The 24,021-nt window shown below is 50.8% G+C and carries 19 protein-coding genes, 2 tRNA genes, 3 pseudogenes and 1 other annotated feature; of the genes and pseudogenes, 13 read left to right on the top strand and 11 right to left on the bottom strand.

The features are described from left to right. Positions 1-61: 61 nt before the first annotated feature. The 5 genes from BLR00_RS13215 to BLR00_RS13195 form a co-directional block, all read right to left on the bottom strand. A complete protein-coding gene (locus BLR00_RS13215; RefSeq protein ID WP_081346776.1) occupies positions 62-2,983 on the bottom strand; it encodes a bifunctional diguanylate cyclase/phosphodiesterase in 2,922 nt (973 codons plus the stop codon). Between the two features lie 14 nt (positions 2,984-2,997). Beyond that, positions 2,998-4,293: a porin family protein gene (locus BLR00_RS13210; protein ID WP_074633426.1), complete on the bottom strand. Its 1,296-nt coding sequence runs from the start codon at positions 4,291-4,293 to the stop codon at positions 2,998-3,000. Continuing rightward, positions 4,274-4,666, bottom strand: a complete 393-nt coding sequence (locus BLR00_RS13205; RefSeq protein ID WP_081346775.1) for a type 2 periplasmic-binding domain-containing protein — start codon at positions 4,664-4,666, stop codon at positions 4,274-4,276. The genes BLR00_RS13210 and BLR00_RS13205 overlap by 20 nt, the downstream gene beginning before the upstream one ends. A gap of 272 nt (positions 4,667-4,938) precedes the next feature. Further along, positions 4,939-5,733 carry a PEP-CTERM/exosortase system-associated acyltransferase gene (locus BLR00_RS13200; protein WP_074633420.1) on the bottom strand — a complete coding sequence of 265 codons (795 nt, stop codon included), beginning with the start codon at positions 5,731-5,733 and terminating at the stop codon, positions 4,939-4,941. Between the two features lie 647 nt (positions 5,734-6,380). Then, a tRNA-Leu gene (locus tag BLR00_RS13195) sits at positions 6,381-6,467 on the bottom strand. Positions 6,468-6,540: 73 nt separating this feature from the next. On the opposite strand from BLR00_RS13195, the gene rnr reads away from it, so the two are divergent. From rnr to dnaB, 7 genes are all read left to right on the top strand, one after another. Beyond that, positions 6,541-8,727 carry a ribonuclease R gene (rnr, locus tag BLR00_RS13190; protein ID WP_074633418.1) on the top strand — a complete coding sequence of 729 codons (2,187 nt, stop codon included), beginning with the start codon at positions 6,541-6,543 and terminating at the stop codon, positions 8,725-8,727. 58 nt (positions 8,728-8,785) lie between these two features. After that, positions 8,786-9,526, top strand: coding sequence for a 23S rRNA (guanosine(2251)-2'-O)-methyltransferase RlmB (gene rlmB, locus BLR00_RS13185; protein WP_074633415.1), 741 nt, complete (start codon positions 8,786-8,788; stop codon positions 9,524-9,526). 279 nt (positions 9,527-9,805) lie between these two features. After that, positions 9,806-10,183, top strand: coding sequence for a 30S ribosomal protein S6 (gene rpsF, locus BLR00_RS13180; RefSeq protein ID WP_074633412.1), 378 nt, complete (start codon positions 9,806-9,808; stop codon positions 10,181-10,183). Positions 10,184-10,199: 16 nt separating this feature from the next. Next, complete coding sequence (gene priB / locus BLR00_RS13175) at positions 10,200-10,496, top strand: primosomal replication protein N (RefSeq protein WP_074633409.1); 297 nt, start codon at positions 10,200-10,202, stop codon at positions 10,494-10,496. A gap of 21 nt (positions 10,497-10,517) precedes the next feature. Next, a complete protein-coding gene (gene rpsR / locus BLR00_RS13170; RefSeq protein ID WP_004180039.1) occupies positions 10,518-10,802 on the top strand; it encodes a 30S ribosomal protein S18 in 285 nt (94 codons plus the stop codon). An 11-nt stretch (positions 10,803-10,813) separates the two neighbouring features. Continuing rightward, a complete protein-coding gene (rplI, locus tag BLR00_RS13165) occupies positions 10,814-11,269 on the top strand; it encodes a 50S ribosomal protein L9 (protein WP_074633406.1) in 456 nt (151 codons plus the stop codon). Between the two features lie 123 nt (positions 11,270-11,392). Then, entirely contained in the window at positions 11,393-12,781 is a 1,389-nt protein-coding gene (gene dnaB, locus BLR00_RS13160) for a replicative DNA helicase (RefSeq protein ID WP_074633403.1), read from the top strand. Between the two features lie 14 nt (positions 12,782-12,795). Here the strand turns inward: dnaB and BLR00_RS13155 are convergent, their stop codons facing one another. From BLR00_RS13155 to queD, 3 genes are all read right to left on the bottom strand, one after another. Continuing rightward, entirely contained in the window at positions 12,796-14,229 is a 1,434-nt protein-coding gene (locus BLR00_RS13155) for a PhoH family protein (protein WP_074633400.1), read from the bottom strand. Beyond that, positions 14,226-14,696 carry a peroxiredoxin gene (locus tag BLR00_RS13150; RefSeq protein ID WP_074633397.1) on the bottom strand — a complete coding sequence of 157 codons (471 nt, stop codon included), beginning with the start codon at positions 14,694-14,696 and terminating at the stop codon, positions 14,226-14,228. The genes BLR00_RS13155 and BLR00_RS13150 overlap by 4 nt, the downstream gene beginning before the upstream one ends. A gap of 181 nt (positions 14,697-14,877) precedes the next feature. Next, complete coding sequence (gene queD / locus BLR00_RS13145) at positions 14,878-15,345, bottom strand: 6-carboxytetrahydropterin synthase QueD (protein ID WP_074633395.1); 468 nt, start codon at positions 15,343-15,345, stop codon at positions 14,878-14,880. 16 nt (positions 15,346-15,361) lie between these two features. On the opposite strand from queD, the gene BLR00_RS13140 reads away from it, so the two are divergent. Next, positions 15,362-16,222, top strand: a complete 861-nt coding sequence (locus BLR00_RS13140; protein WP_074633393.1) for a radical SAM protein — start codon at positions 15,362-15,364, stop codon at positions 16,220-16,222. 81 nt (positions 16,223-16,303) lie between these two features. Here the strand turns inward: BLR00_RS13140 and BLR00_RS13135 are convergent, their stop codons facing one another. Further along, the gene (locus tag BLR00_RS13135) at positions 16,304-16,588 is read right to left on the bottom strand and encodes a helix-turn-helix domain-containing protein (RefSeq protein ID WP_074633390.1); all 285 of its coding nucleotides are present in this window, start codon (positions 16,586-16,588) and stop codon (positions 16,304-16,306) included. Between the two features lie 293 nt (positions 16,589-16,881). On the opposite strand from BLR00_RS13135, the gene BLR00_RS13130 reads away from it, so the two are divergent. Continuing rightward, the gene (locus tag BLR00_RS13130) at positions 16,882-18,111 is read left to right on the top strand and encodes an aspartate kinase (protein WP_074633387.1); all 1,230 of its coding nucleotides are present in this window, start codon (positions 16,882-16,884) and stop codon (positions 18,109-18,111) included. A gap of 81 nt (positions 18,112-18,192) precedes the next feature. Continuing rightward, positions 18,193-18,285 (top strand) — tRNA-Ser (locus BLR00_RS13125). A gap of 309 nt (positions 18,286-18,594) precedes the next feature. Here BLR00_RS13125 and BLR00_RS13120 read toward each other — a convergent pair. After that, positions 18,595-19,812: pseudogene (locus tag BLR00_RS13120) on the bottom strand (IS3 family transposase). Then, positions 19,418-19,534: a sequence feature (AL1L pseudoknot), on the bottom strand. Its footprint overlaps the pseudogene before it by 117 nt. Before the next feature lie 41 nt (positions 19,813-19,853). Between BLR00_RS13120 and BLR00_RS13110 the strand changes: the two are divergent. From BLR00_RS13110 to BLR00_RS16495, 3 genes and pseudogenes are all read left to right on the top strand, one after another. Beyond that, a pseudogene (locus tag BLR00_RS13110) lies at positions 19,854-20,177 on the top strand (integrase core domain-containing protein); the annotation flags it as partial. Between the two features lie 142 nt (positions 20,178-20,319). After that, positions 20,320-20,988 (top strand): hypothetical protein, encoded by a 669-nt coding sequence (locus BLR00_RS13105; protein ID WP_074633382.1) that lies wholly within the window; start codon positions 20,320-20,322, stop codon positions 20,986-20,988. Between the two features lie 199 nt (positions 20,989-21,187). After that, entirely contained in the window at positions 21,188-21,415 is a 228-nt protein-coding gene (locus BLR00_RS16495) for a hypothetical protein (RefSeq protein WP_107878353.1), read from the top strand. 1,157 nt (positions 21,416-22,572) lie between these two features. Here BLR00_RS16495 and BLR00_RS13100 read toward each other — a convergent pair. After that, a pseudogene (locus BLR00_RS13100) lies at positions 22,573-23,926 on the bottom strand (IS5 family transposase). Between the last annotated feature and the right edge of the window lie 95 nt (positions 23,927-24,021).

Below are 24,021 nucleotides of genomic sequence, written 5' to 3'. Positions count from 1 at the left end.
CACGATCAGAGCGAATAAACCTGATCTGTTCTTCCAGCTCATACTCACAGGCTTCTCCTCCTCATTCCTGCAGATAATCTTTGAACGGCGATTCATGCGCCGGAACCGGCGTTCCTATCCAATAACCTTGCGCATAGTCTACCTGCATTTTTTCCAGCAGCGAAAATGTCGCGGCACTCTCTACAAACTCGGCCGTTGTTTGCTTCCCAAATCCTCTGGCCACATCGCATAAGGCTTTTACCAGGATTTGATCGTCGGGATTATCAGCCAGATTTCGTATAAACGAACCATCGATCTTTACCACATCAATCGGAAGTTGCCGTATGTAATAAAAGGACGAGAAGCCAACGCCGAAATCATCCAGCGTAAAACTACAGCCAAGTGTCTTGATTGTCTCCATGAGTTTTCGTGCCGCGGGCAGATCTTCCAAAGCCGCTGTTTCCGTTATTTCAAACATGAAAGTGGATGGGTCCGCGCCATAATGTGCGAAAGTTTCGGTCAGGATCGGCAGCAATTCCGGGTCATGAAATGCATGGGCGGACAAATTTATCGAGAAACGGACGTCGTGCCCCCGGTGCTGGATTCCCGCCGATAGGGCAATGGATTTTCGCAGAACCATATGGTCAATGGCATGAATAAGCCCGGTTTGTTCCGCCGCGGGTATAAAAAGATGAGGAGCAAGTATTGTTCCGTCATTGTCGAGCATGCGCAACAGCACTTCATAATGATCGATGGTTTTGTTTTGAATATGCATGATCGGCTGAAAGTAGAAGAAGAATCTGTCATGCAAGAAGGAGTACTCAATCTTCTCTTTCCAATACACAAGCGTGTGCATACGCTCCCGGGTTTTCTCCTCGTTGGAAAACAGGTGCCAGCCGCCCCGCCCCGCCTCCTTTGCCTGATACATGGCGAGATCCGCTGCCGCAAGCAGATCATGAACATTGTTCCCATGCTCAGGAAAGAGGGCAATACCAATACTGGCTGACGCTTTATGCGTTCGACCGTTTACAGTCAGCTTTCCCTGACTCATGGCTGCCAGAGCATTCTTTGCGACTTCTATTGCTCCTTCAGGGGTGGTTTGCGGTAATATCACCGCGAATTCATCTCCGCCCAGCCGTCCAAGTATATCGACGCTGCGGATGCTGCTAAGCAACATGCGCGCGACCATTTTCAACAAAGCATCACCCGCCTGGTGTCCGCTCGTGTCGTTGATGTACTTGAACTGATCAAGATCGAAAAAGAGTAGCGCGCCCGAATAGTTATAACGGGCAGCCAAATTGAGCATCTGCTCCAGTTCCTCCTGAAAGCGGCGCCGATTGAATAGGTCCGTGAGCGGATCATGATCGGCCAGCCATGCCAACCGGCCCTCCGCACGCTTATGTTCCGTCATGTCGAGGCCTACCGATAACATCGCTGGATCATCCGCGGAGTGCCGTGTCAGACGGGAGTGCAGCCAGAGTATGTGGCGTACCGAGTCATCTTTACACAAAATATTGGCTTCATGACGCAGCTGGTCTCTTTGTTCAGACCGCACTTCCTCAAGATGGGCGGGCAAGTCCTGCAGATCATTGTCGAGAGTAAGAAGCTGGATGAAAGGCTTTCCTTGCAGTTCCTGCTCCGTATATTGAATAAGCATCTCGCCGTGGGCATTAAGCATCATGATCTTGCCATTGGCATTTTGTGTCAACACAATCACCTGTGCGATATCGAGCAGGTTTGTGATGAAATCTCTTTCCTTGCTCAACTCATCCATTTTCGCCGCTAATATCCGTGTCCGATCCGCGACCTGATCTTCAAGTTTCTCGAGTTGATAAGACAAGGCGACCGCTGTTTCATCAAGCGTGTCAATTTCATCCTTTAACCATTGTTTCTGGCCGGCGGAATGAAGTGACGAGCGAAATTTCTCGAAATTACTGTGGGCTAAGAGCGGTAAGGCAAAGACAATGTGTTTGAATCGCGACAGCGGTTTTGTAAGGATTACAAACAGTAATATGACGGAAAGCAGAAGCCCCACCAAACCTGTCATTGCATTTTGCCATGTCAAACTGTTAATGACATCAATGGTGGAAGTGATATCGGTGATAACGATCAACTGCGCTTTGCTGGTTGGATTTTCTCTTCCCAGGGAAAGCAGCCTTATTTGCTGGTGACGGTTGCCCAAGGAAACCTGCACACCATTTTCAAGGTGGTTAAAATCCGGGTATTGTTCGGCGGCTCTATTGAGAATGGCGAAGCTTTTTTCTTTGCTGGTAAGCGCGGCAATCCTCACGCCCCAGTTTGAGATTCTCATACCGTTACTTTTAGGCGCGTTGTCCCGTTCTTTGATAAACAAGCCAATATCGGCTCCTGAAATATTTTTGAACCCCAGGACGGCATCGACCAGGGAAATCCCGACGACTACCACGCCAACACTTATTCCCTCGACCAGCAAAGGCGCCACAACAAACTGCATGCAGCTTTCTACACAACTAAGAGGACTGATGGGTTGTTCTTGTGCATTAACTTCACGAACCCAATTCAACATCCCCTCGTTTCCGTGCATATCAGATTCAGGGCTACCCCAATTTGCCAGCAATTGATTCGACTTACTGTAGAAGCGTACCAGTTCAATACCTTTGTTGAACTGAAGGGGTGTCCAGTAAAGATCAAACGTCTTCGCAATATTTTCACTCTTGCTGATGAGCAGGGCGGTACTCATCCCCTCCAGAAAAGGAATCAGTTCAGCCAATTGATGTAAATCCTGCGAGGTTTCTTTTATCAAGCCCTCCACTTCACTGGCATAACGCTGGTGCTGCACATCCCTTTCGCGTTCAAAGTTGTTAATCAGGCGTAAGTAAGTAATTGCACTGAATGACGCCACGATAGCGAACAATATCAGGCTGCTCAACAACAAGACTTTCCACTTCAGGCCCAGAAATCTGTGTGGCCTTAAGCTTGCGGTACCCTCATGCTGTACCGTGCCTTTGTGGAGGTTGTGTTGCATGGATTATCGTCGTCCTAGAACCGATAAGAGCCAAGGATGGAGAAGAGATTCCAGTGCTGATCCAGGTTGCCAAGAACTGGGTTGTCCAAGGTTGAGAGCCAGCCGGTGCCATTTACATGGTGATATTCCGCGCGCAACATGAACTCGGGTGTGATATTCCAGCGCAATCCTACAGTTATATCCTTTGCAAAGCGAGTATCGGCGAGGCCTGATCTGCTGGGCCGGGCGGCTGCCCATTTTTTTCCATGGGGATCGTCTTTGTCCGTAAGCAAGACATCGTAACGGACAATGCCTTCCCATGCGGGGGTAAAGCGGTAGACACCTTGAAAGTAATAGCTTTCACCGTAAAAGTCCATGTTGGGCACGGCGCCGAAGTTGTTATATTGAAGACGGCGGAGCGCATATTCAGAAGTGAGGCTCCAGCGTTCGGCGTTATATTGTGCGGAAAAAATTAAAGGGGTGAAGTTAACCGAGCCTGCCTGAAGGACATCGCCTGCGCCGGGAACGTAACTGATATTTAGCCGGGATACGCTGACGGCAAAGCGGATACGCCCACCATCAAGGTCATAATTAACGCGACCGGTATACGATATATCTGGCGTCAAATGACCCGGAAATTGTCCCCCCAGCACAGCCGCTTCGGCTTCGTCCCCTAGCACCAGTGGACGCACCACACCACCCTGAAAGGAGATATCTCCCAAATCCGAGCGGTATTCCCCGTATAAGTGCACGCCGTCGGCGGCCAGCGCGAGCTTGCGCGTACGGTCGAAATAGATGGACTGAGGTAACAGAATGCTCGGCCGCGTGAAGGGAACGTCACGCGTGTCGTTGTAGAAGCCAAGGGGAGTTTTCATTCTGCCCAGCCGTATTCCCAGTTGGCTGCTCTCACCGGAAAAATACGTGTAATCCATAAATCCATAATCGAGGCGGACATTGCCGGGACTGCCTTCACCAGCGGTGCGGGACAGCATTTGTGCCGAAAATTGTAACCTCGTCAGTGGCCGCATCGAAGCGTTCAATCCCAATTCCCTGAAGTCGAAGCTGCCGCTATCGGAACTGCTCTTGCCAAAAAAGTTATTATTACCCGAACTCATCAGCCAAGATTGGCTTGCAAAACCATGAATCTGCAGGTTATGAGGCAGTGGCGGCAGCTTTGGCAGTGGTGGCAGCGTTGGCAGCGTTGGCAATTTTGGCAGCTTTGGCAGTATGTCGGCTTGCGCAGATAAACTCCACAGGAGTGCCGGCAGGGCAATCACGGTGATGACCCATGGAGAACGCTTACGCGGGCAACTACTTGATCTCGAGTACATTAACTCTGCCATCCGTCTTGGATTTGATTAAATAGCCGATTGCTCCAGGCGTACTGGCAACCCTGGCAAGCATTTCCTCTGGGGACGCTACGGTCTCGGGAGCCTGACCCGTGCCGGAAAACACCAGCCGATCCCATGCCGAGCGCAATTGATACGGAAAGACATTCAGCTTTTCTTTAGAAAAGGTAGCATGCAGGGGCGCATCATCGGGCATTACAAACACTCTGATTGCTGTGCCGTCCGGCCAGGTATGCAGGCGCATGCCGAAGATGGCACGGAGAGAACTCTTGGGTAGCGTTTTCTCATTCACGCTCGAGTTGGTCACAACATCATAGGGTTCCACTGCCCACGCCATGTTCGTGGCACAATTCATGCCAAGCAACAGGCATAACAGTAAAACGAAGCGACCAGCGTTTATTTTAGTTATCACGAGTTTTATACAATTTATTCGTTCGCGTTATCTGCTGAGGCCCAACCGGGATCAAAATCATCAAAATAGAAATAGAAATAGACAGCAGACGGGGGATACGTCAGGTTTTGAACGTACCCGCATTACAAGCTGCCGCATCTTTATTGTTTAGCCTTTACCCAATAATGTTGATAACAGATGCCATGGATAAAGCTGTAGAAATCTTTTGAGATCTATCATTCGACCGCTTCCAGCAAATGCTCAGAATCTGATACAGAACTTTGCGTGTATTCGTTGGATATTGGCCTGAGCCGGCCGTAGTCGGTAACCAGCTCCCAAAACTCGTTGTAGTCTTTGTGCATTCTGTCCAACATTTTGACCAGATCGACGTAGTAGGGTCCGCGTTGGCCATGGTGTTCGATTATCGGCCCCACCGGATCGAGTTGAAGTCCATAGAGACTCAACAATCTATTCAACGAAGGCTCCATGACAGACAACCAGTGAGTGACATTGCGTTCTACCGACATCCGTATGATGCCAACAGCAAGCGCCAGCAGAGGGTGAGGGAAGCGCCGCTTGCTTGTGGGGTTCCATTTTTCAATGTTCGCCCCCCTTTCAAGCGCATGGAGTGGTTCGTCCCTGCGCCGGGCAAACCGGCGTACAACGACCAGACGCGATATCTCACCGGTATGCCGCCGTGGTAGGTGACTCATATCAATGAGAGCTGGGTCAAGCCGGGTGTGCTGCTCGGTTGGAAACAGTTTCTTCGAGTCTAGTGGATCGGGAAGTATCAGGCGCGCGGTGCCGACAAATTCGCCGGATGGGCGATGTCTTAGAAGTATATGGGATGAATGACGGTCGTACTCGTCACTTTCCATCTCTGCGGGATACTTCGACGCTTCGAACCCTGGGGCACGTTGCTCGATGCAATACACCTGGTAGCGCAGCTTAAATGCGTGATGCAATAATTCCGGAGAGTGTGCGTCAATCACTTCAAAGTATTCATTAAAAGCGGCAACGACGTCGTTCATTGGAAGAAACTCCAGTAGTTGTAATAGTAGTCTGCTGGCTTCAACATCACTTTCATCGCTTCCGTGGAAAGGCGTGCCTCATTGTGTTGTGTCAACAGAAATCGGGACTCCCGGTAAGGCTGGGCCGCAATGCCAGGAATCTCCCTTCTTTATTACGGCACTGTTTACATAAAATCGAATTGAAAGCAGTGTTTTGCCTTTTTACAAGACACATGATACGAGGTGAATCTCCATACCGTTGTGACGAATAAAGGGGTAATGGTCTGCCTCCAAAACGTTATGAGACAACGGATTGAAGACTGTGGATAGCTGTAAGATTTTACAGCTGGAAAATACCAGAATCGGCGGCATCCAATAACTGTGGCTACTTCAAGGGAAAACAGGGCGCCATTTTAACTGCGGAAATTATGGAAAACGTCACGAGGCCCAAGGCCCAAGGCCGAAAATATTCCGCCACAGTCATGGGGTGTTGCCGTTTGCTATCAGCGGCACAGCCTTGACGTTGCCTAACCTTTTCTTCGATACCGCGTGCCGCCTGCTATAATCTTGAAGTCAAACGGTATAGCATTCACCAGAACCGCGGAAAAACCGTGCAGTTTCCGCAAATATGACGCGCTTGAGACTTAATGGGAAGCGTATTTACATCGTGGTGCCCAGAAGAGGACTCGAACCTCCACAGTGTTGCCACCGCTAGGACCTGAACCTAGTGCGTCTACCAATTCCGCCATCTGGGCGATGCCTGCTTTCTGTCTCAATACGGGACAAAGGTACGGGATAGAGGCGCCAATTCTATAGGAAATCATTGCTTTGTCAATCAAGAAGAAACGCAAACTTCGCAGTCTGGATCCTCACCTTGAACGTGAAAAACAACGTTACGGCCATGCGCTGCCAAGCCGGGAGTTCATGCTGCAAATCCTGGAAGAGCAGGGTGTGCCCGTGAATGAGGAAGCATTGCAAGGGCTGCTTGAAATCACGGAAGAAGAAAATGAAATTTTTAGCCGCCGTGTTTCCGCAATGGTGCGCGAAGGTCAGATCATGCGTAACCGCAAGGGCGATATCTGCGTGGTGGAGAAGCTCAATCTTATCAAGGGCAGGATACAGGGCCACCCGGATGGGTTCGGATTCCTGGTGCCCGATGATGGCAGTCCGGATTTGTTTTTGAGTGCCAAAGAAATGCACAAGGCGCTGCATGGCGACCGTGCGATGGTACGCGAAATTGGCGTGGACCGGCGCGGACGCAGAGAAGGAACCATTGTGGAGGTGCTTGAGCGTGCCGTCACGCAGCTGGTAGGAAGATTGCACGCCGATCATGGAATACTGTTTGTAGAGGCGGAAAACAAGCGCATCAGCCAGGATATTCTGATACCCAGTGAAGAATCCATGAATGCCAGGGCTGGCCAGGTAGTGATGGTGGAAATCATCCAGCAGCCGAGCAAGCATGCGCAACCCATTGGCCGTATTGTCGAGATTCTGGGTGAATACACCGCGCCGGGAATGGAAATTGAAATTGCCCTGCGTAAGCATGACCTGCCTAACCTGTTTCCACCGGATGTGGAAAAGCTCTCCATCCGATTTCCGGAGAAGGTGCTAACAGAGGAGTTGGCGGAAAGAGAGGATATCCGCCATCTGCCGCTGGTGACCATAGACGGCGAAACCGCGCGCGACTTTGACGATGCAGTGTATTGCGAGCGTGATGGGAAGGGTTTCAAATTATATGTTGCCATCGCCGATGTCAGTCACTACGTGCGTCCGCATGATGCACTCGATCGGGAAGCGCTGAATCGTGGCAACTCGGTGTATTTTCCGCGACGCGTGATCCCGATGCTACCGGAAGTCCTTTCTAATGGTTTATGCTCACTCAACCCGCAAGTGGAGCGTCTATGCATGGTGTGCGAGATGCAGCTGGATGCCACAGGAGATTTTCGTGACTATCGGTTTTATCCGGCGGTAATGTATTCCCACGCCCGGTTGACCTATACCAAAGTGGCGGGGATGCTGGAAAATCCCAAGGGAGAGGACGCGAAGCAATATCAAGCGCTTTTGCCACATATTCAGTTGCTCTATAAATTGTTCAAGGTTCTGCTGAAAGCAAGAACGAAACGCGGCGCGATCGACTTCGAAACCATTGAAACGCAGATGATATTCAACGCTCAGGGCAAAATCGAGCGTATCCTCCCGATAAAGCGGAATGATGCCCATCGCCTGATCGAAGAATGCATGCTGGCGGCCAACGTATGTGCCTCGGATTTTTTGCAAAAGCACAAGCAACCCACCGTCTATCGAATTCATGAAGGCCCTACGCCGGAAAAGCTTACTGCCCTGCGTGATTTCCTCAAAGAGTTCGGTGTGCAGCTAAGCGGCGGTGATGCGCCCAGTGCCAAGGACTACGCCAGGACGCTGACCAGGATAAAAGATAGACCCGACGCGCAGTTGTTGCAGACTGTAATGCTGCGATCCTTGCGTCAGGCGGTTTACAGTCCCGATAACGTGGGTCATTTCGGGCTTGCCTATGAGTCTTATACCCATTTCACATCGCCCATCCGGCGTTACCCCGATTTGCTGGTGCATCGTGCCATCAAGGCGGTGTTGAGCGGTACCGTGTACTCGCCTGGCGGCTGGCACGAACTCGGCATGCATTGCTCCCAGACAGAGCGCCGTGCGGACGAAGCGACGCGCGATGTGGAGACATGGCTCAAATGTTATTACATGCAGGATAGAATTGGTGAATCTTTCGAGGGGGTCGTCAGCGGTGTAACGGGTTTCGGCCTGTTCGTGGCACTGGATGGCATTTATGTAGAAGGACTGGTGCATATTTCCGAGTTGCCCAGCGATTACTTTCATTTCGACGCTCCCAAGCATATGTTGCTGGGTGAACGTAGCGGTAAGCGCTACCGTCTTGGCGATCGACTCAGGATCAGGCTCGTGCGGGTAGATCTGGAGTCGAGCAAAATCGATTTTGTACTGGCTGAAAATAGCGGCAAGGATTCAATCTGAGTCGGTCAGGATGAGAAGCCCCACCCCCCACCGGTCCATAACAATCAGTGTTTAGAGAATGTCTAATTTCCGTCTTATATTCGGTTTCCACGCCGTTACCAGCCGTTTGCGGCAGAATCCCGGCAGCATCAGGGAAATTTTTCTCGATTCTACCCGGCGCGACCAGCGTGCACGTGATTTAGCAAAATTTGCCGAGGTCCAGAACATTCGCCTGATCTCCTGCGATCAGACAAGGCTTGCGGCGATGGCGGGCAATGCCCGCCATCAGGGCGTGGCGGCAAACATAGATGCATCCCGCAGTCATGTGGATATCGATGATGTACTCGACACGCTTGCGGAACCGGCATTACTTCTAGTGCTGGATGGCATCCACGATCCGCATAATCTGGGGGCTTGCCTGCGAGTAGCGGATGCTTTTGGTGTTCACGCTGTCATTGCGCCAAAAGATCGTGCCGTTGGACTCACGGCGACAGTGCATAAAGTGGCGAGTGGCGCTGCTGATGCCGTGCCATATGTTTCTGTCACCAATCTGGCGCGTACCTTACGAGAATTGAAGCAGCGTGGCATAACCCTGGTTGGCGCTGCTGCCGATGCGGAGAGCGATCTTAATTCCGCCACATTGGATGGACCTGTTGCCTGGGTACTGGGTGCAGAAGGGACAGGCATGCGCCGGCTTACGCGCGAAACCTGTGACCAGCTTGTTTCCATTCCCATGCTGGGTAGTGTGGAGAGCCTGAATGTTTCCGTCAGTGCTGGCATATGCTTGTTTGAGACACGCCGGCAGCGGGCAAAACATTAGACAGGGAAAGAAATTTTCTGAAAGTCTCATGAAATACACTATCGGCTGCTTGGGGCTACTGAGGGACTCCCTGCACTGCCGCCTCCGGCATCGAGGGAATATCAAAAAAGACGGAATTTAAATCGTTGATCAATTCTGTTTGTGGCTCTTTTCATTTCTAATACCGCTTTAAATACCTTTGCTGATTGATATTTTTGTCCTGGTTCAGTATAGTACCGACCTCTTAACCTTGCCCCACCGGGTTCGCATCTCGGGGGGCTCTACCCATAAGGAGACTGCATGCGACATTACGAAATCATTTTCATTGTCCACCCCGACCAGAGCGAGCAAGTGCCCGCAATGATCGAGCGGTATCGGAACATAGTAACCGCAAAAAACGGCCGGATTCATCGCCTTGAAGACTGGGGACGACGTCAGCTTGCCTATTTGATTCAGAAGGTTCACAAGGCGCATTATGTCCTGATGAATATTGAGTGCGATCAGGAAACTCGTGACGAACTGGATCATGCGTTCAAGTTCAACGACGCGATACTACGCCATCTAACCATTAAAATGGATGGACCGGTAACTGCCGCTTCGCCGATGATGCGCGAAGAGAAAGCAAAGTCAGCAACGCCCGCAGCGGATGAACTCAGAGAAACCACGCTGGTGACGTAAGGCCCGGAAAAGCTAATTGAATTGTAACCAGACCGTAATTTGCGGCAGGATTATTGAAATTGGTAGTCTGCGTTACACGCCAGCTGGCGTGGCAGTGGCAGAATTCAAAATTGGCCACGTCTCGCGTCAAATTGAAGCGGGCATGCCACGCAAGGTAGAATGCGAAATTTCCGCGGTTGCATTAGCGCAAATGGCTGAAACCATTTCCAGTATGGCACTTGGTACCAAGGTGAAGTCAACCGGTTTTCTGGCAAAAAGAAGCCGGATGAGTTTGCAATTGGTGTTGCATGTGAACAACATAGATCTCATTTAATGAGAAACAGGAAAAAGAATTATGGCTCGTTTTACTACACGACGTAAAGATAGCAAGGATAAGGAAAAGGACAAGAAGGCCAATCGCCCCTTGTTCAAGCGCAGGAAGTTCTGCCGTTTCACCGCGGAAGGTATTCAGACGGTGGACTATAAGGATATTGAGATATTGAAAGATTTCATTAATGAAAATGGCAGAATCATTCCCGCCCGCATTACCGGCACTAAATCGCGTTATCAGCGCCAGTTGGGTATTGCCATTGAGCGTGCACGCTTTCTCGCACTGCTTCCTTACACTGATTTGCACTGAGGAGCGACAACATGCAGATCATACTGATGGAAAAAGTTGTCAACCTCGGCCAGTTGGGTGATGTTGTTAAAGTAAAGAATGGTTATGCGCGGAATTTTCTGATCCCGCAAGGTAAAGCAAAGCGGGCGACGCCAGCCGCCATTGCCGAGTTCGATGCAAAACGCGCCGAATTGGAAAAAACACAGGCGGAAGTTCTGGCCGGTGCCCAGGCCCATGCGGCAAAGCTGGACGGATTGATGGTGCAAATTACCCAGAAAGCCGGGGTGGATGGCAAGCTGTTCGGTTCGGTCACCAACGCTGATATCGAGGAAGCGCTCAAGGCTCAGGGCTTTGAGATTGAACGGTCAATGATACGTATGCCGCAAGGTTCATTAAAGCAGGTGGGCGATTATCCGTTGACTATTGCATTGCATAGTGACGTGTTGGCGCATATTGTCGTCTCAGTCCTGGGCGAAACCGCTGCCTGAGTATAAGCAGGTTTTCATCCGGATAAATAAAAAGGGCTGTTGACAGCCCTTTTTATTTTTTCTATGCCGCCTGGCGCCTGGTGGTAAAATCTTTCCGATACTTTGTCACGTCCCCCGGGTTCCATGGCTCAATTCCTCACCGCAGCCACCAACGATCAGTCGCTTGAAGCCTACAAAATGCCACCGCATTCGGTTGAAGCGGAGCAGTCCGTACTGGGTGGATTGATGCTGGACAATCATGCCTGGGATAAAGTGGCTGACGTCATCACCGAGGATGATTTTTACCGGCAGGATCATCGACTTATTTACCGGCATATTTGCAAGCTGGTCGAGCATAGCAAACCAGCGGACGTAGTGACCGTCGCAGAGTCGCTTGAAATATCGGCGGAATTGCAAAACGTGGGCGGATTAGCCTATGTTGGCGTGATGGTTCAGAATACGCCATCGGCAGCCAACATTCGCCGCTATGCGGAGATCGTGCGGGAGCGGGCAGTAATGCGCAAGCTGGCTCAAGTCGGGTCGGAGATAGCCGAATCATCCTATAACCCCGCGGGGCGATCCGCTGCGGACCTGCTGGATGAAGCGGAAGCCAAGGTATTTGAAATAGCCGAGGCGGGGGCGCGGGGAAAGCAGGGCTTCGTCGATATCCAGCCGCTTCTGAAGCAAGTAGTGGAGCGCATCGAGACGCTCTACAATCAGGACAACCCCAGTGATGTGACGGGCATTGCGACCGGTTTCCATGATCTCGATCAGAAAACCTCGGGTTTTCAGCCTGGTGACCTGATCATTGTCGCTGGCAGGCCATCCATGGGTAAAACCGCATTCTCGCTCAATATCGCTGAACATGTGGCGCTTGAGCTGGAAAAGCCGGTAGCGGTATTCAGTATGGAAATGGGGGGAGCCCAGCTCGCGATGCGGATGCTGGGTTCCGTAGGACGGCTGGATCAGCACAAGGTACGTACCGGCCGCCTGCAGGACGAAGACTGGTCCAAGTTAACCCATGCTTTGGGCAAGTTGAGTGATGCCCCCTTGTTTATCGATGAAAGTGCTGCCTTGAATGCGCTGGAGCTCAGGGCGCGGGCGCGACGGCTTTATCGTCAGCACGGTGAACTGGGATTGATTGTGGTGGATTATTTACAGCTAATGTCCGCCAGTGGCCAAGGCGAGAATCGTGCCACCGAGATTTCGGAAATCTCCCGTTCCCTGAAAGCACTGGCAAAAGAACTTCAAGTACCCGTAGTGGCGTTATCGCAATTGAATCGCAGTCTTGAGCAACGCCCGAACAAGCGCCCGGTCATGTCGGATTTGCGCGAGTCGGGTGCCATCGAGCAGGATGCAGATTTGATACTGTTTATCTACCGTGATGAAGTCTACAACCCGGATACGCAGGACAAGGGGATCGCCGAAATCATTATCGGCAAGCAGCGTAATGGTCCCATAGGTAAAGTTGATCTCACCTTCCTCGGCGAATATACAAGATTTGAGAGCTATGCCAAATCCGGGCATTACTGAAAATGACGGTCCTGCTACAATACTTCCGCCGCATAATCCGCCAACCTGGAACGCTCGCCACGCTGTAACGTCACGTGTCCGTTGTGATCCCATCCCTTGAAACGATCGACCACGTAGGTCAAGCCTGAACTTCCCTCGGACAAATAAGGCGTATCTATTTGTGCGATGTTACCCAGACAGACCACCTTGGTGGCAGGCCCGGCCCGAGTAATGAGTGTTTTCATTTGTTTGGGCGTGAGATTTTGCGCCTCGTCGATGATCAGGAATTTATTGATGAAAGTGCGGCCACGCATAAAATTGAGTGATTTTATCTTGATACGTGAGCGAATCAGGTCGCGTGTGGCGGCGCGCCCCCATTCGCCGGCATCGTTGTCGGTTTTGTTGAGCACATCCAGATTGTCTTCCAGCGCACCCATCCACGGTGTCATCTTTTCTTCCTCGGTACCGGGTAGAAAGCCGATATCCTCACCCACCGGCACGGTGACTCGGGTCATGATGATTTCCGAATAAACCTTGTACTCAAGCGTCTGCATCAAGCCGGCAGCCAGCGTCAGCAAAGTTTTACCGGTACCCGCCTGTCCTAATAGCGTCACAAAATCCACTTCCGGGTTCATCAGCAGATTGAGCGCAAAATTCTGCTCACGATTGCGCGCCGTGATGCCCCAGATGTTATTTTTCTGGTGCGTGTAATCCTTGAGCGTTTGCAGAACCGCGGTCTTGCCGCTACGCTCCTTGACCAGGGCGTAGAATGGCTTGTCGTGCTCCAGATAGACAAACTGATTGATCAGGAAATGGGTGCAAAGCGGACCGCTTACGCGATAAAACGTGTGTCCGGATTGTTGCCACGATTCCATCTCCTTGCCGTGCTTGTCCCAGAAGTCCGCCGGTAGTTCCTGAATGCCGGAATAGAGGAGATCGGTGTCTTCCAGCACCTTGTCGTTAAAATAATCCTCCGCTGCCAGCCCCAGTGCACGCGCCTTGATACGCATGTTGATGTCTTTGGAAACCAGCGCGACGCTGCGGTTGAGGCAGGTTTCATGCAAAAATTTCACCACGCCGATGATCTGGTTGTCGGCACTGCCACTCGCCAGCCGCACCGGCAGAACGCTACTGATCGCCTGGGTCTGGAGGAACAGCCGTCCGGTCGCGTTCTTGCTGCCATGCGCTTCCAGCGAAATGCCCTCGTCAATATCCGCTATCGCGCTGCTCACGATCTCATCCAGGAAACGGCTTGTCTGACGGGCGTTGCGCGCCACTTCCGACATTCCTTTCTTATTGTTGTCGAGTTCTTCGAGCGTCACCATGGGGATATAGATGTCGTGTTCCTCGAAGTGGAACAGACTGGTGGGGTCGTGCATCAGTACATTGCTGTCAAGTACAAATAGCTTGGGGTTAGCCCGCAAACGTGTGACTGTGGTAATGGGAGAAGCCGATTTTCTGGGGCTCATGACTCCTCTCTGGGCAAAGTTTTCACGAACTCAAGTACTTCCTGAACATGGCCGGGAACCTTGACTCCGCGCCATTCCCTCTGCAACGTTCCGTTTGCGTCCAGCACAAAGGTACTGCGGTCTATGCCGCGAACCTGCTTGCCGTACATATTTTTCATCTTCATGACGTTGAATAATTTGCAGGCAGTTTCATCACTGTCGCTCAGAAGCTCGAAAGGAAAATCCATCTTCGCCTTGAAGTTCTCGTGCGATTTAATGCTGTCGCGCGAAATGCCCACAATGTCACAGTCGAGTTTGGTGAATTCGCCGTAAGCGTCACGGAATTCCTGACCCTCAGTGGTACAGCCGGGTGTGTCATCTTTGGGATAAAAATAAATCACCAGGTTTTTGCCGGAGGCTTTAGATAGCCTGAATACCTTGTTGCCGGTGGAAGGAAGCTCAAAATCGGGAATGAGCTGGGTTAGCATAGGGAAAGCCTCATTTTGAATGACTCGTAAAAAGATCTACTTTAAAATTTCTTCATTTTGCATGGTAACAAAAAGAAGGCATAAAGCAAATCGGCCATGATGCCAAGGGAGGGATGCTTGCAGAAGGCCAATGAGGCTGCGGCCGGTTTCGTGCCAGGAAGTCGATTGCAGGCAAACTATCTTACAGGACCGAATTACCCAATATTTGCCCTCGCGTCGCGTCTGCCCAGCAATTGGGAGTTTCGAACAAGCGCACCTGCTCCAGTCTGAGGTGGTTGCCATAACTATCCTGGTAGGCTGTGTCAAGTATACGGAACGCGGCGAGCGCAAGATTTTCCGCCGTTGGCGGTACGTCTAGTACGACTGTCTTGTGGTCGTCCAGGGATTGAAGAAATTGCATTACCGCTATGTCTTCTGAATAGACCAGGAATGCGTGATCCCATTTGTCTACCAGTACAGTGCTGGCGATACGTTTTACTTCCGAATAATCCATCACCATGCCTTGCTCGGCGATGCCTGCCTCCGTGATAATGTCACCTGACAAGGTAATTTCAATAGCGTAACGATGGCCATGCAAGTGGCGGCATTTGCTATTATGGGAAGGTATGCGGTGGCCGGCATCGAATTCCAGCCTGCGTGTGATTAACATTACGGAGATTGTAGCATTGGAGCACGCCTCCAAACTATTGAATATTGCGGATCACAGCCGCGACAGGGCAGGGTTGACCTATATTTATCCAGTGATATCGCGCCGAGCTGGAGGCGTGTCAGTGGGCGTCAATCTTAATCCCAACAATGCTTGCAACTGGCGTTGCGTTTATTGCCAGGTCCCGGAACTCAAACGCGGCACGGCGCCGGTGATTGACTTGGTCCGGCTCGAAAGTGAGTTACGCATGTTTCTGCACGAAATTCAGCATGGTTCTTTCATGCAGACACAAGTACCTTTGGCTGCAAGGCGTATCAATGACATCGCTTTGTCCGGCAACGGCGAACCCACCAGCGCAAGAGAATTTGAACATGTGATCGAGTTGATTGGAAGAGTGAGGGGCGACTACGACTTGCCCAAGGATCTTAAATTGGTGCTGATTACCAATGGCAGCCTGATTGACCGGCCTGGTGTACAGGCGGGATTGCGCCGGATGGCGGAGCTTAACGGCGAAGTCTGGTTCAAGCTGGATAGCGTCACGCGCGAAGGGAGACAGCGCATCAACAATACACGAATGAGCTTGAAGCGGATGCGCGAGAATCTGCAACTGGCCGCATCTTTGTGTCCTACCTGGCTGCAAACCTGCGTGTTTCAAACCGATGGCAAACCACCCTCCAGTGCGGAATCCGGCGCTTATCTTAAATTTATAGAGGAGCTATTACGGGAAGGTGTGCCGCTCAAAGGAGCGCTGTTATATGGCCTCGCGCGTCCATCCATGCAGCCGGAAGCACCGCGGCTTACAAAAGTCAGTCAGGTGTGGATGGATGCGTTTTATGCGAGAATCCAGGCGCTTGGACTCACCGTTAAGCTCAATCCGTAGCAGTCGCACTCTGATTCCGTCAAATAATATTCGACCGCATGGAATCAATGGCCGTTTGGCTGCGACGATTGTTTTGCCAGGTTATTTTGACTTGGCGGCTTTTTTCAGGCTCTTGTATAAATCAGGGTCCTGGCTTTTCAGCAAGGCGGCCACCACTAGATCATCTTTTCTGATCTTGGCCAGATCGATATGCTCGATATGCACAAGTCGTACGAGTTCTCTCACCGGCCTTGGCATATTTCGTCCGCTTTCATAACGGGAGCCACCGCTTTGAGTGACGCCGACTTTGCTCCAGAAATCATGCTGATTCAGGCCAAGCTTACGCCGGATATCGCGAGGATTGGATATTTCTTCAAAGAGTTTCATAGGGGCAGCTCTCCATAAGGTAATGGTATGGGTTATGTTGGAAGATTATTGCGGATTCATAAATTTAATTTGTTTTCCTATTCAATGCAAGTCTTAAGTGCATGCTGCTTGACATTGTTCATGGTCGCCTGGTTATCATTATTGCATATATTTAGTTTTATTTCCGGTAATCGGGTAAAATTCCCATTTTTACGAAATCAAATTTTTCACCGCTCGACGCATCATTGATTCAACATATACGACCCTTTTGTTTGCGGCAGAGTTCCCTTTATTAATATAGAAAATCCGGTAACGTGACACTGATTATTCAAAAATACGGCGGCACCTCGGTTGGCAGTACTGAGCGCATCAAAAATGTTGCCCGCCGGATAGCAAAATTTCGATCCCGAGGCCATCAGGTGGTGGTGGTGGTTTCCGCCATGAGCGGAGAAACCAATCGCCTCATTGCCATGGCCAAGGAATTTCAGGCCAATCCCGACCCGCGTGAATTGGATGTCATGGTATCGACCGGTGAGCAGATTTCCGTTGCCTTGCTGTCAATGGCGCTGATGGATCTAGGCGTCAAAGCAAAGAGTTATACTGGCGCGCAAGTGCGAATACTGACTGATAATGCCTATACTAAAGCACGCATACTGAAAATTGATGAGGATAAAATCCATGCTGATCTCGATGCCGGATATGTTGTAGCGGTAGCCGGATTTCAGGGGGTGGATGATACCGGCAACATCACGACGCTGGGCCGCGGCGGGTCTGATACAACCGGTGTAGCATTGGCGGTGGCGCTCAAAGCCGAAGAATGCCAGATTTATACCGACGTGGATGGTATTTACACGACCGACCCGCGCATCGTCCCCGAAGCCAGGAAACTCAAGACCATCACCTTTGAGGAAATGCTCGAGCTGGCGAGCCTGGGTTCGAAGGTGCTGCAAATTCGTTCGGTGGAATTTGCCGGTAAATATAAGGTCAGGTTGCGGGTGCTGTCCAGTTTCGATGAAGAAGGCGAGGGCACCCTGATTACTTTCGAGGAAGGCGAGAACATGGAACGCGCAATTATTTCAGGTATTGCATTCAACCGTGATGAGGCGAAAATTACCGTGCTGGGTGTGCCGGATCGTCCAGGCATTGCTTATCAAATCCTTGGTCCGGTTGCCGATGCCAACATCGATGTGGATATGATTATCCAGAATGTGGGTCACGATGGTATGACAGATTTCTCATTTACCATAAATCGGAATGAGTTCGCCAGAACCATGGATATTCTTGAGAATCAGGTGCAACCCCATATCGGCGCACGCGGTGTAATCGGCGGCGACAGAATAGCCAAGGTATCGGTGGTAGGAGTGGGGATGCGTTCGCACGTCGGCATTGCCAGCAGAATGTTCCGTGCCCTGGCGGAAGAAGGCATTAATATCCAGATGATTTCCACCTCCGAAATAAAAATTTCCGTGGTGGTGGACGAAAAATATATGGAACTTGCGGTGCGGGTGTTACACAAGATTTTTGAACTGGATCAGGTATCGTGAGATTCTGTGAGAACAGCAGCCGCGATAAGACTCATTGTTTGACCGAAGGGTAGTAAACCGCTATCCTAACGCCTCTTTTATGGAGAGATGGCCGAGTGGTCGAAGGCGCTCCCCTGCTAAGGGAGTATAGGCTCAAAAAGCTTATCGAGGGTTCGAATCCCTCTCTCTCCGCCAAGTGCTTAGGATTTGCGCCATTTTGCAGCAATTATTTTTATTACCCATCATTGAGCCCACCAGTTCTTGTAGCGATTAGAATTTTAGAGAAGCTAAATAAAGTCTGTCCGACTTATCGCCCAAAGTTCGACGTTGCGTTGAGCGTGGCACGTGTTATAGACCACTAAAGGCAAGGGTAAAGGCTTGTCCGCGCATGGTTGGACGCCAACACCACGCTGTCTCACGAAGCAAAGGAACGATTGCTACTGTAATAAGTGGGGATAAAGTAGGTGAATCGCCCCGGGTTTCATGGAGGCTGTTTGGTTTAAGTTAGACATCTACCGTTGCCTTTTCGACCAGTTGCCGATAATAGTTTACCTCAGCTTCCGCCGGCGGAATGTAACCGATAGATTCGAGTAACCGGTGGTGATTAAACCAGGATACCCATTCCAGGGTTGCCAGTTCCACAGCGGCCCTAGTTTTCCATGGTGCTCGGCGATGGATCAGCTCGGCCTTGTACAGCCCGTTGACTGACTCAGCCAAGGCGTTGTCGTAGCTGTCCTCGACTGCCTACGGAGGGCTCAATCCCAGCTTGGGCAAGGCGTTCCGTATAGCGAATGGAGATGTACTGGGATCCTCTATCGCTGTGATGCACCAGAGCATCGGATTGCTTGGGCTGGCGAGCGTAGAGTGCCTGCTCCAGGGCATCGAGGACGAAGTCCGTGTGCATGGAGCTGCTCACGCGCCAACCCACGATGCGCCTGGCAAATACGTCGATGACAAGGGCCACATACAGCCAGCCCTGCCACGTTGATACATACGTGAAATCTGAAACCCATAGCTGGTTTGGGCGATCGGCCTTGAATTGACGATTGACCCGATCCAATGGGCAAGGTACTGCCGCGTCGGTAATCGTGGTTCGCACAATCTTGCCACGCCGCACGCCCTGGCGTTTCATGAGCTGCTCCACCGTGCAGCGAGCCACAGGGTGACCTTCACGGTTCAGTTGTCGCCAGACTTTGTCAGCGCCGTAGACCTGCATATTGGTTTGCCAAACCCGTTCAATTTCTGGATTCAACATGTCCTCGCGCTTGGCGCGAGCACAACGCAATGCAGGATTCCTCTGCTGTGCAGCAGAGCGTCGATAGCCTGACGGGGCAATCTGCAACACCTTGCAGATCGGCTCGACCCCATAGGTATCCTGATGCTGGTCGATAAACTGCCTCAGGACTTGAATCGGCGGTCAAGTTCTGCCTGGGCGAAAAAAGCGCTCGCCAGTCGCAAAATCTCATTGGCTTTGCGCAGTTCTCGAACTTCGCGCTCCAGTGCTTTTAACCGGTCACGCTCGGTGCCTGTCACGCCATCGCACATGCCAATGTCGATCTCGTGCTTACGCACCCAATCATGCAAGGTCTGGGGAACACAACCGATCTTGGGCGCAATGGATTCAACGGTTGCCCACAACGACGGATACTCGCCACGGTGTTCGAACACCATGCGTACCGCACGTTCACGTACTTCGGGGGAAAACTTGTTTGATTTCTTCATGGCTCCATTCTCTCAGATGTTGGAACCTCCTCAAAACCCGGGGCGGTTCAGAGACTCATGATTACCAGCTCTACCTTGCGCTCAATGAAATCGAGCATACCAGGACCCAAGCCAATCATCCGCAGACCAACGGCATCTGCGAGCGTTTTCACAAGACGATCCTGCAAGAATTCTACCAGGTGGCATTCCGGCGCAAGATATACCGGTCAATTGAGGAGTTGCAAATCGATCTAGATGACTGGCTGCATTACTATAATCATGACCGAACCCATCAGGGCAAAATATGTTGCGGACGCACATCCATACAAACATTGATTGACGGAAAGGAGGTCTGGCACGATAAAATCACATTACTGAACAATTGAATCTGATCTGACAACCGCACCAGTCAAATCGGGTAACTGTCAGATGAAGTCGCGACTACTACAATTAAGGAGCAGCCATCAGACTTAGGCCACAATTATCTACCATACCAGAGTTAAAATTCTGCGCTTCGGACCAGGTATCATGAATGAGTACCTTAAACTTGTAATGACACAGTTTCCCAAGTACTTTGTGGATCTACGTGAGCTAGCCGTTGGGCCGAAGAAATTCCTCACTGATCGTTGTGTGCCATCAGAAGAATCCCTTAATAGAGCCTTCATATTCTTTGGAATTTCTCTTCTCATCGTCGCAATTATCCAAATAGCCAGCCTGGCGAAAAGGTCCCACCTTTTCCTGAATTCCGTAATCTTCATTGCATCTGTCGGAATCATCCCATTGACGACCATCTTAGCTCTCTGGCTTGCCTGGAAAATAGTTGGTGGCAAAGCTAAATTCCGAGAGTTATTTACGTGCAGTACATACGTGTCAGCGTTCGTAGTGTTGATCGCTCTAACGTTTGACGTGGCAGGCGAAGTAATATTTCAAGTCGTCAATCCTGATGATTATAAGCTCATTCTGGAGGGGGAAGATGTGGACCGCTGGTTTTTAGCTGGACAAAACGTCTCTAATGGGTTAAGCATATATGGAGTTAGCCTTGGGTTCATATGGTTTATCGACGCGTGGGGTGCCTATCGAGCCCTTAATGGAGTTTCGAGCATGCGTTCGGTGATAGCTTTTCTTCTTTACAGTTTGTTAAATCTACTACTCGTTGTGTTGGCAATATTTTATTTCTTCCTGAGTTTTGGTATATAGCCGATGGATTCGAGCAGTCCGTAGTGGTTGAACCACGATACCCATTCCAGGGTGGCCAGTTCTACATCATGGCGAACCGTTATTCGTCGGGGCCAAGTGGGGGCTATCGAAATGCCTAGACTTTTACGGAATGTATCCTAAAATAAAAACTGGTTGTTTTTAGCAATATCCAATAGAAAAACTTTCATGAGGAATAACTATGGCAATTCCACTTAAGGCGCAAGATGCGGCTAGCGCTGGTCTAAAAAAAGTATCTGCCGAGGAAATTATGAAAGCCAAAGTAATAGATGGTGGCGTAACATTTACATCGACGCAGCCAGATTCCATTTGCTACATGGGGCCACGTTCAAATGGAAGACGTACGATTTACTATCATGCAGATAATGGCTGTGATAACTGCTATTCAACATCCGAAGGATGCCAATGAGCGTGCCATTCTATTTTAGAGATTGAGCGGTGATTGGCTTGGCTGTAACTAGCATTGGTTTAGCTATTACCAAAGACAAATAACCTGGGAGTGGTCTTACAAAGGTACGAGTGGAGCTTCGCCGTACGTGAAGGAGTAGCGTCCACGCATAGCTTTATTGCGCTTGGAGGGTGCGATTCTTAACGCTGCCCGACGTCGCAGACCAGTAATGTTCGTAAATGACGATTGCCTTACGAAGCTGTGCTCATCTCTTGTTGGAGCGATGTATGAAACGAGAGTAATAAGAGTTACGAGCTCTTTTATTCTTATAGATCACATGTGGCGTAAATTCCCGATTGTTTGCACATCCTGCGGATGCGATTGAAACTTTAGAGAATAATCAATATTGAATTTACACAAAGATGGCTGTATTTTAAATAACTCTAGCAGTCCAATACTAGCCACAATAAAAATGAGCGCCGGAATAAAAAAATGACAACAAAGTCGTGGCTAGTCATTTTGTTGTCGTTGACGCTCATTCCCATACTGACGGCGTCGGGGCTAAGCTCACGAATATTCATATTTCATTCATAGATTAATATTAAACAAAAAGCAATTAGGAGGGATTAAACCTGTACCTTACATATGATAGCGAAGCAAGTGGGTGCCCAACACACGAATAGTGCACTATAGACCAAAAGATAAAGCAGCGGTATATGCAGGAGAGGATGTCGGGATGCAAACTAAGAGGACGGTTTTGTATGGTTGGGTTGTGGCGAGCGTCGCATCTGGCTGCGCCAGAGCATTCAGGTTTCGAGACGCCTGATGTATCAGTTCCATAGGTTATGAAAGTTGGCACAGATGGCCATAAAAAATTTCAAACCGGGTACAAAATGAGGTACAGAACGGAAGTGGGAGAAATAAAATCCAGTAAAGACGAGGTTTCTATGAAACTCTTTCGATTCAACGTCTAAACGGTATATTGGATTGCTTCGGACGATAGCAGACAACTAAATCCTCATATATGATGAAAATATCAGGCTTTCTAGTCATTATGCATCCGCGTTGATCCGTTACAAGCCGAAAGGAAACCGGGTATGGAGTCGGAACCAAGCTTCAAAAAACCGGGTATGACTCGGACTTGGAAACTAGCTAGTCAGCCCTGAACAATTCGATTTTCAGGCATAGATGATGGTAAGACGATGATTAACTGTGCCACCCATTGCGGGTTGCCAATGCCCCCGGACAAGAATTTGGGCGAGAAGAAGCCGCAGCTTCCTCAGAATCATCCGCAGGTTGTGTCCGCAACCGCATAGCAAGGCATGAAAGGCATCGCCTTCTGTGCCTTTCAACCAGTTTCTGCGCAGGCGGCCATCGTTTTTCATGTGCCCGATCGCCGGCTCGATGGCGCTGCGTCGCCGAATGTCCCGCTTCAGCCGTGCGGTGATGCTGCGCCTGAGTTTGCGGTGGTAGAGCTTGACCCCAGCCGGGAGGGCTGCACCGCGATAGCCCAGATCCACGAATATTTCCTTCGGCTGGTGCTGTGTCAGGATTTCCACTTGCTTCACAGCCGCGTGCAAGGTATGCCCGTCGTAGGGATTGCCCGGCAGGCTGCGCATGCCGACTACCAGCCCTTCCTTGTGTGTCGTCGCCACTGACACCTTCACCCCAAACTCATAGGGCTGGCGCGATTTGCCTTTGGCGATGCACTCCACTTCCGGCGCGTGCAGACGGTAGAGCTTGTGGCTATCCTTGGGCTGCTGCTTGAGCAGGCGCTCCACCTGCTGCAGTAAGCCGGTGACCTTGGGCTTGAGGTGCGCCGGTACCTTGGCCAATTGGCGTAATGCGTCGCGCCAGACTCGGCCCACCAGCGTCTTGAGTTTCTTCAGGTGGCTGCGCATGCGCTGGTATTGCCGGGCATGGGCGTAGCGGGCAATCTTGCCTGCCTAGCTTGGGGGCTTCACGATTGTAGTTCTGGCGTAGCGTCATCCCTGCTTCTGCCGCCAGCTTCACCAGTTGTTCCCGTCCCCGGTTCAGCAGCTTGCTATCGGTCGGATAGGCAATGGCCTTCTCCTGTACGGTGCTGTCCACGATGACCTTGTTCAGGCTTCGCCGCTTGATTACCTGGGCCGATGTGGCGGCCTTGATGGTTTGGGCCAGTAACCACTCCATGCCTTCTGCGCCGATCCGTTGCCGCCAGCGCGTCAGTGAACTGGGGTCGATAGGCAGGTTATGCTGAAACCAGGTTTCGCCACAGAACAGCTGCCAGTAAGGATTTTCGATCCAGCCCCACACGACTTCTTCGTCGGATAGGGCAAAGGTGTGTTGCAGGTACAGCAGGCCTGCCACCAGGCGGGGAGCAGTCTCGGGACGACCCCGATGCGAAGGGAAAAAACCGGCCCATTCGCGCTCAAACCCTGACCAGTCAATATGCTGGGCAAGTTGCGCCAAAGGGTGTCTCGGGTTGACCAGCTCATCCAACCGCTGGCGGAACAGGTCATTGCTTATGGGTACACTCGGCTTTGGTCCCATGTAACCCTCGCTAGATTTGCAAGAAATTACATCAATTTTACCAGAAACCGGCAAATTCAGCCGCTACAATTCAACAATTAATATAACATAATCAG

Source organism: Nitrosospira multiformis (genome assembly GCF_900103165.1).
Taxonomy (GTDB): Bacteria; Pseudomonadota; Gammaproteobacteria; order Burkholderiales; family Nitrosomonadaceae; genus Nitrosospira; species Nitrosospira multiformis_D.
Note: the sequence above shows the minus strand (reverse complement) of the source record. Positions and strands in the feature narration are given on the sequence as shown.

What these genes read in the sequence shown, in the direction of transcription:
- dnaB (WP_074633403.1), top strand. Translation starts at nt 11,393, where the DNA reads ATGGCTCAATTCCTCACCGCAGCCACCAACGATCAGTCGCTTGAAGCC.
- rpsF (WP_074633412.1), top strand. Translation starts at nt 9,806, where the DNA reads ATGCGACATTACGAAATCATTTTCATTGTCCACCCCGACCAGAGCGAG.
- BLR00_RS13150 (WP_074633397.1), bottom strand. Translation starts at nt 14,696, where the DNA reads ATGCTAACCCAGCTCATTCCCGATTTTGAGCTTCCTTCCACCGGCAAC.
- BLR00_RS13215 (WP_081346776.1), bottom strand. Translation starts at nt 2,983, where the DNA reads ATGCAACACAACCTCCACAAAGGCACGGTACAGCATGAGGGTACCGCA.
- BLR00_RS13155 (WP_074633400.1), bottom strand. Translation starts at nt 14,229, where the DNA reads ATGAGCCCCAGAAAATCGGCTTCTCCCATTACCACAGTCACACGTTTG.
- rpsR (WP_004180039.1), top strand. Translation starts at nt 10,518, where the DNA reads ATGGCTCGTTTTACTACACGACGTAAAGATAGCAAGGATAAGGAAAAG.
- rplI (WP_074633406.1), top strand. Translation starts at nt 10,814, where the DNA reads ATGCAGATCATACTGATGGAAAAAGTTGTCAACCTCGGCCAGTTGGGT.
- BLR00_RS16495 (WP_107878353.1), top strand. Translation starts at nt 21,188, where the DNA reads ATGGCAATTCCACTTAAGGCGCAAGATGCGGCTAGCGCTGGTCTAAAA.
- BLR00_RS13200 (WP_074633420.1), bottom strand. Translation starts at nt 5,733, where the DNA reads ATGAACGACGTCGTTGCCGCTTTTAATGAATACTTTGAAGTGATTGAC.
- BLR00_RS13105 (WP_074633382.1), top strand. Translation starts at nt 20,320, where the DNA reads ATGAATGAGTACCTTAAACTTGTAATGACACAGTTTCCCAAGTACTTT.
- BLR00_RS13205 (WP_081346775.1), bottom strand. Translation starts at nt 4,666, where the DNA reads ATGAATTGTGCCACGAACATGGCGTGGGCAGTGGAACCCTATGATGTT.
- rlmB (WP_074633415.1), top strand. Translation starts at nt 8,786, where the DNA reads ATGTCTAATTTCCGTCTTATATTCGGTTTCCACGCCGTTACCAGCCGT.
- BLR00_RS13135 (WP_074633390.1), bottom strand. Translation starts at nt 16,588, where the DNA reads ATGAAACTCTTTGAAGAAATATCCAATCCTCGCGATATCCGGCGTAAG.
- queD (WP_074633395.1), bottom strand. Translation starts at nt 15,345, where the DNA reads ATGTTAATCACACGCAGGCTGGAATTCGATGCCGGCCACCGCATACCT.
- BLR00_RS13210 (WP_074633426.1), bottom strand. Translation starts at nt 4,293, where the DNA reads ATGTACTCGAGATCAAGTAGTTGCCCGCGTAAGCGTTCTCCATGGGTC.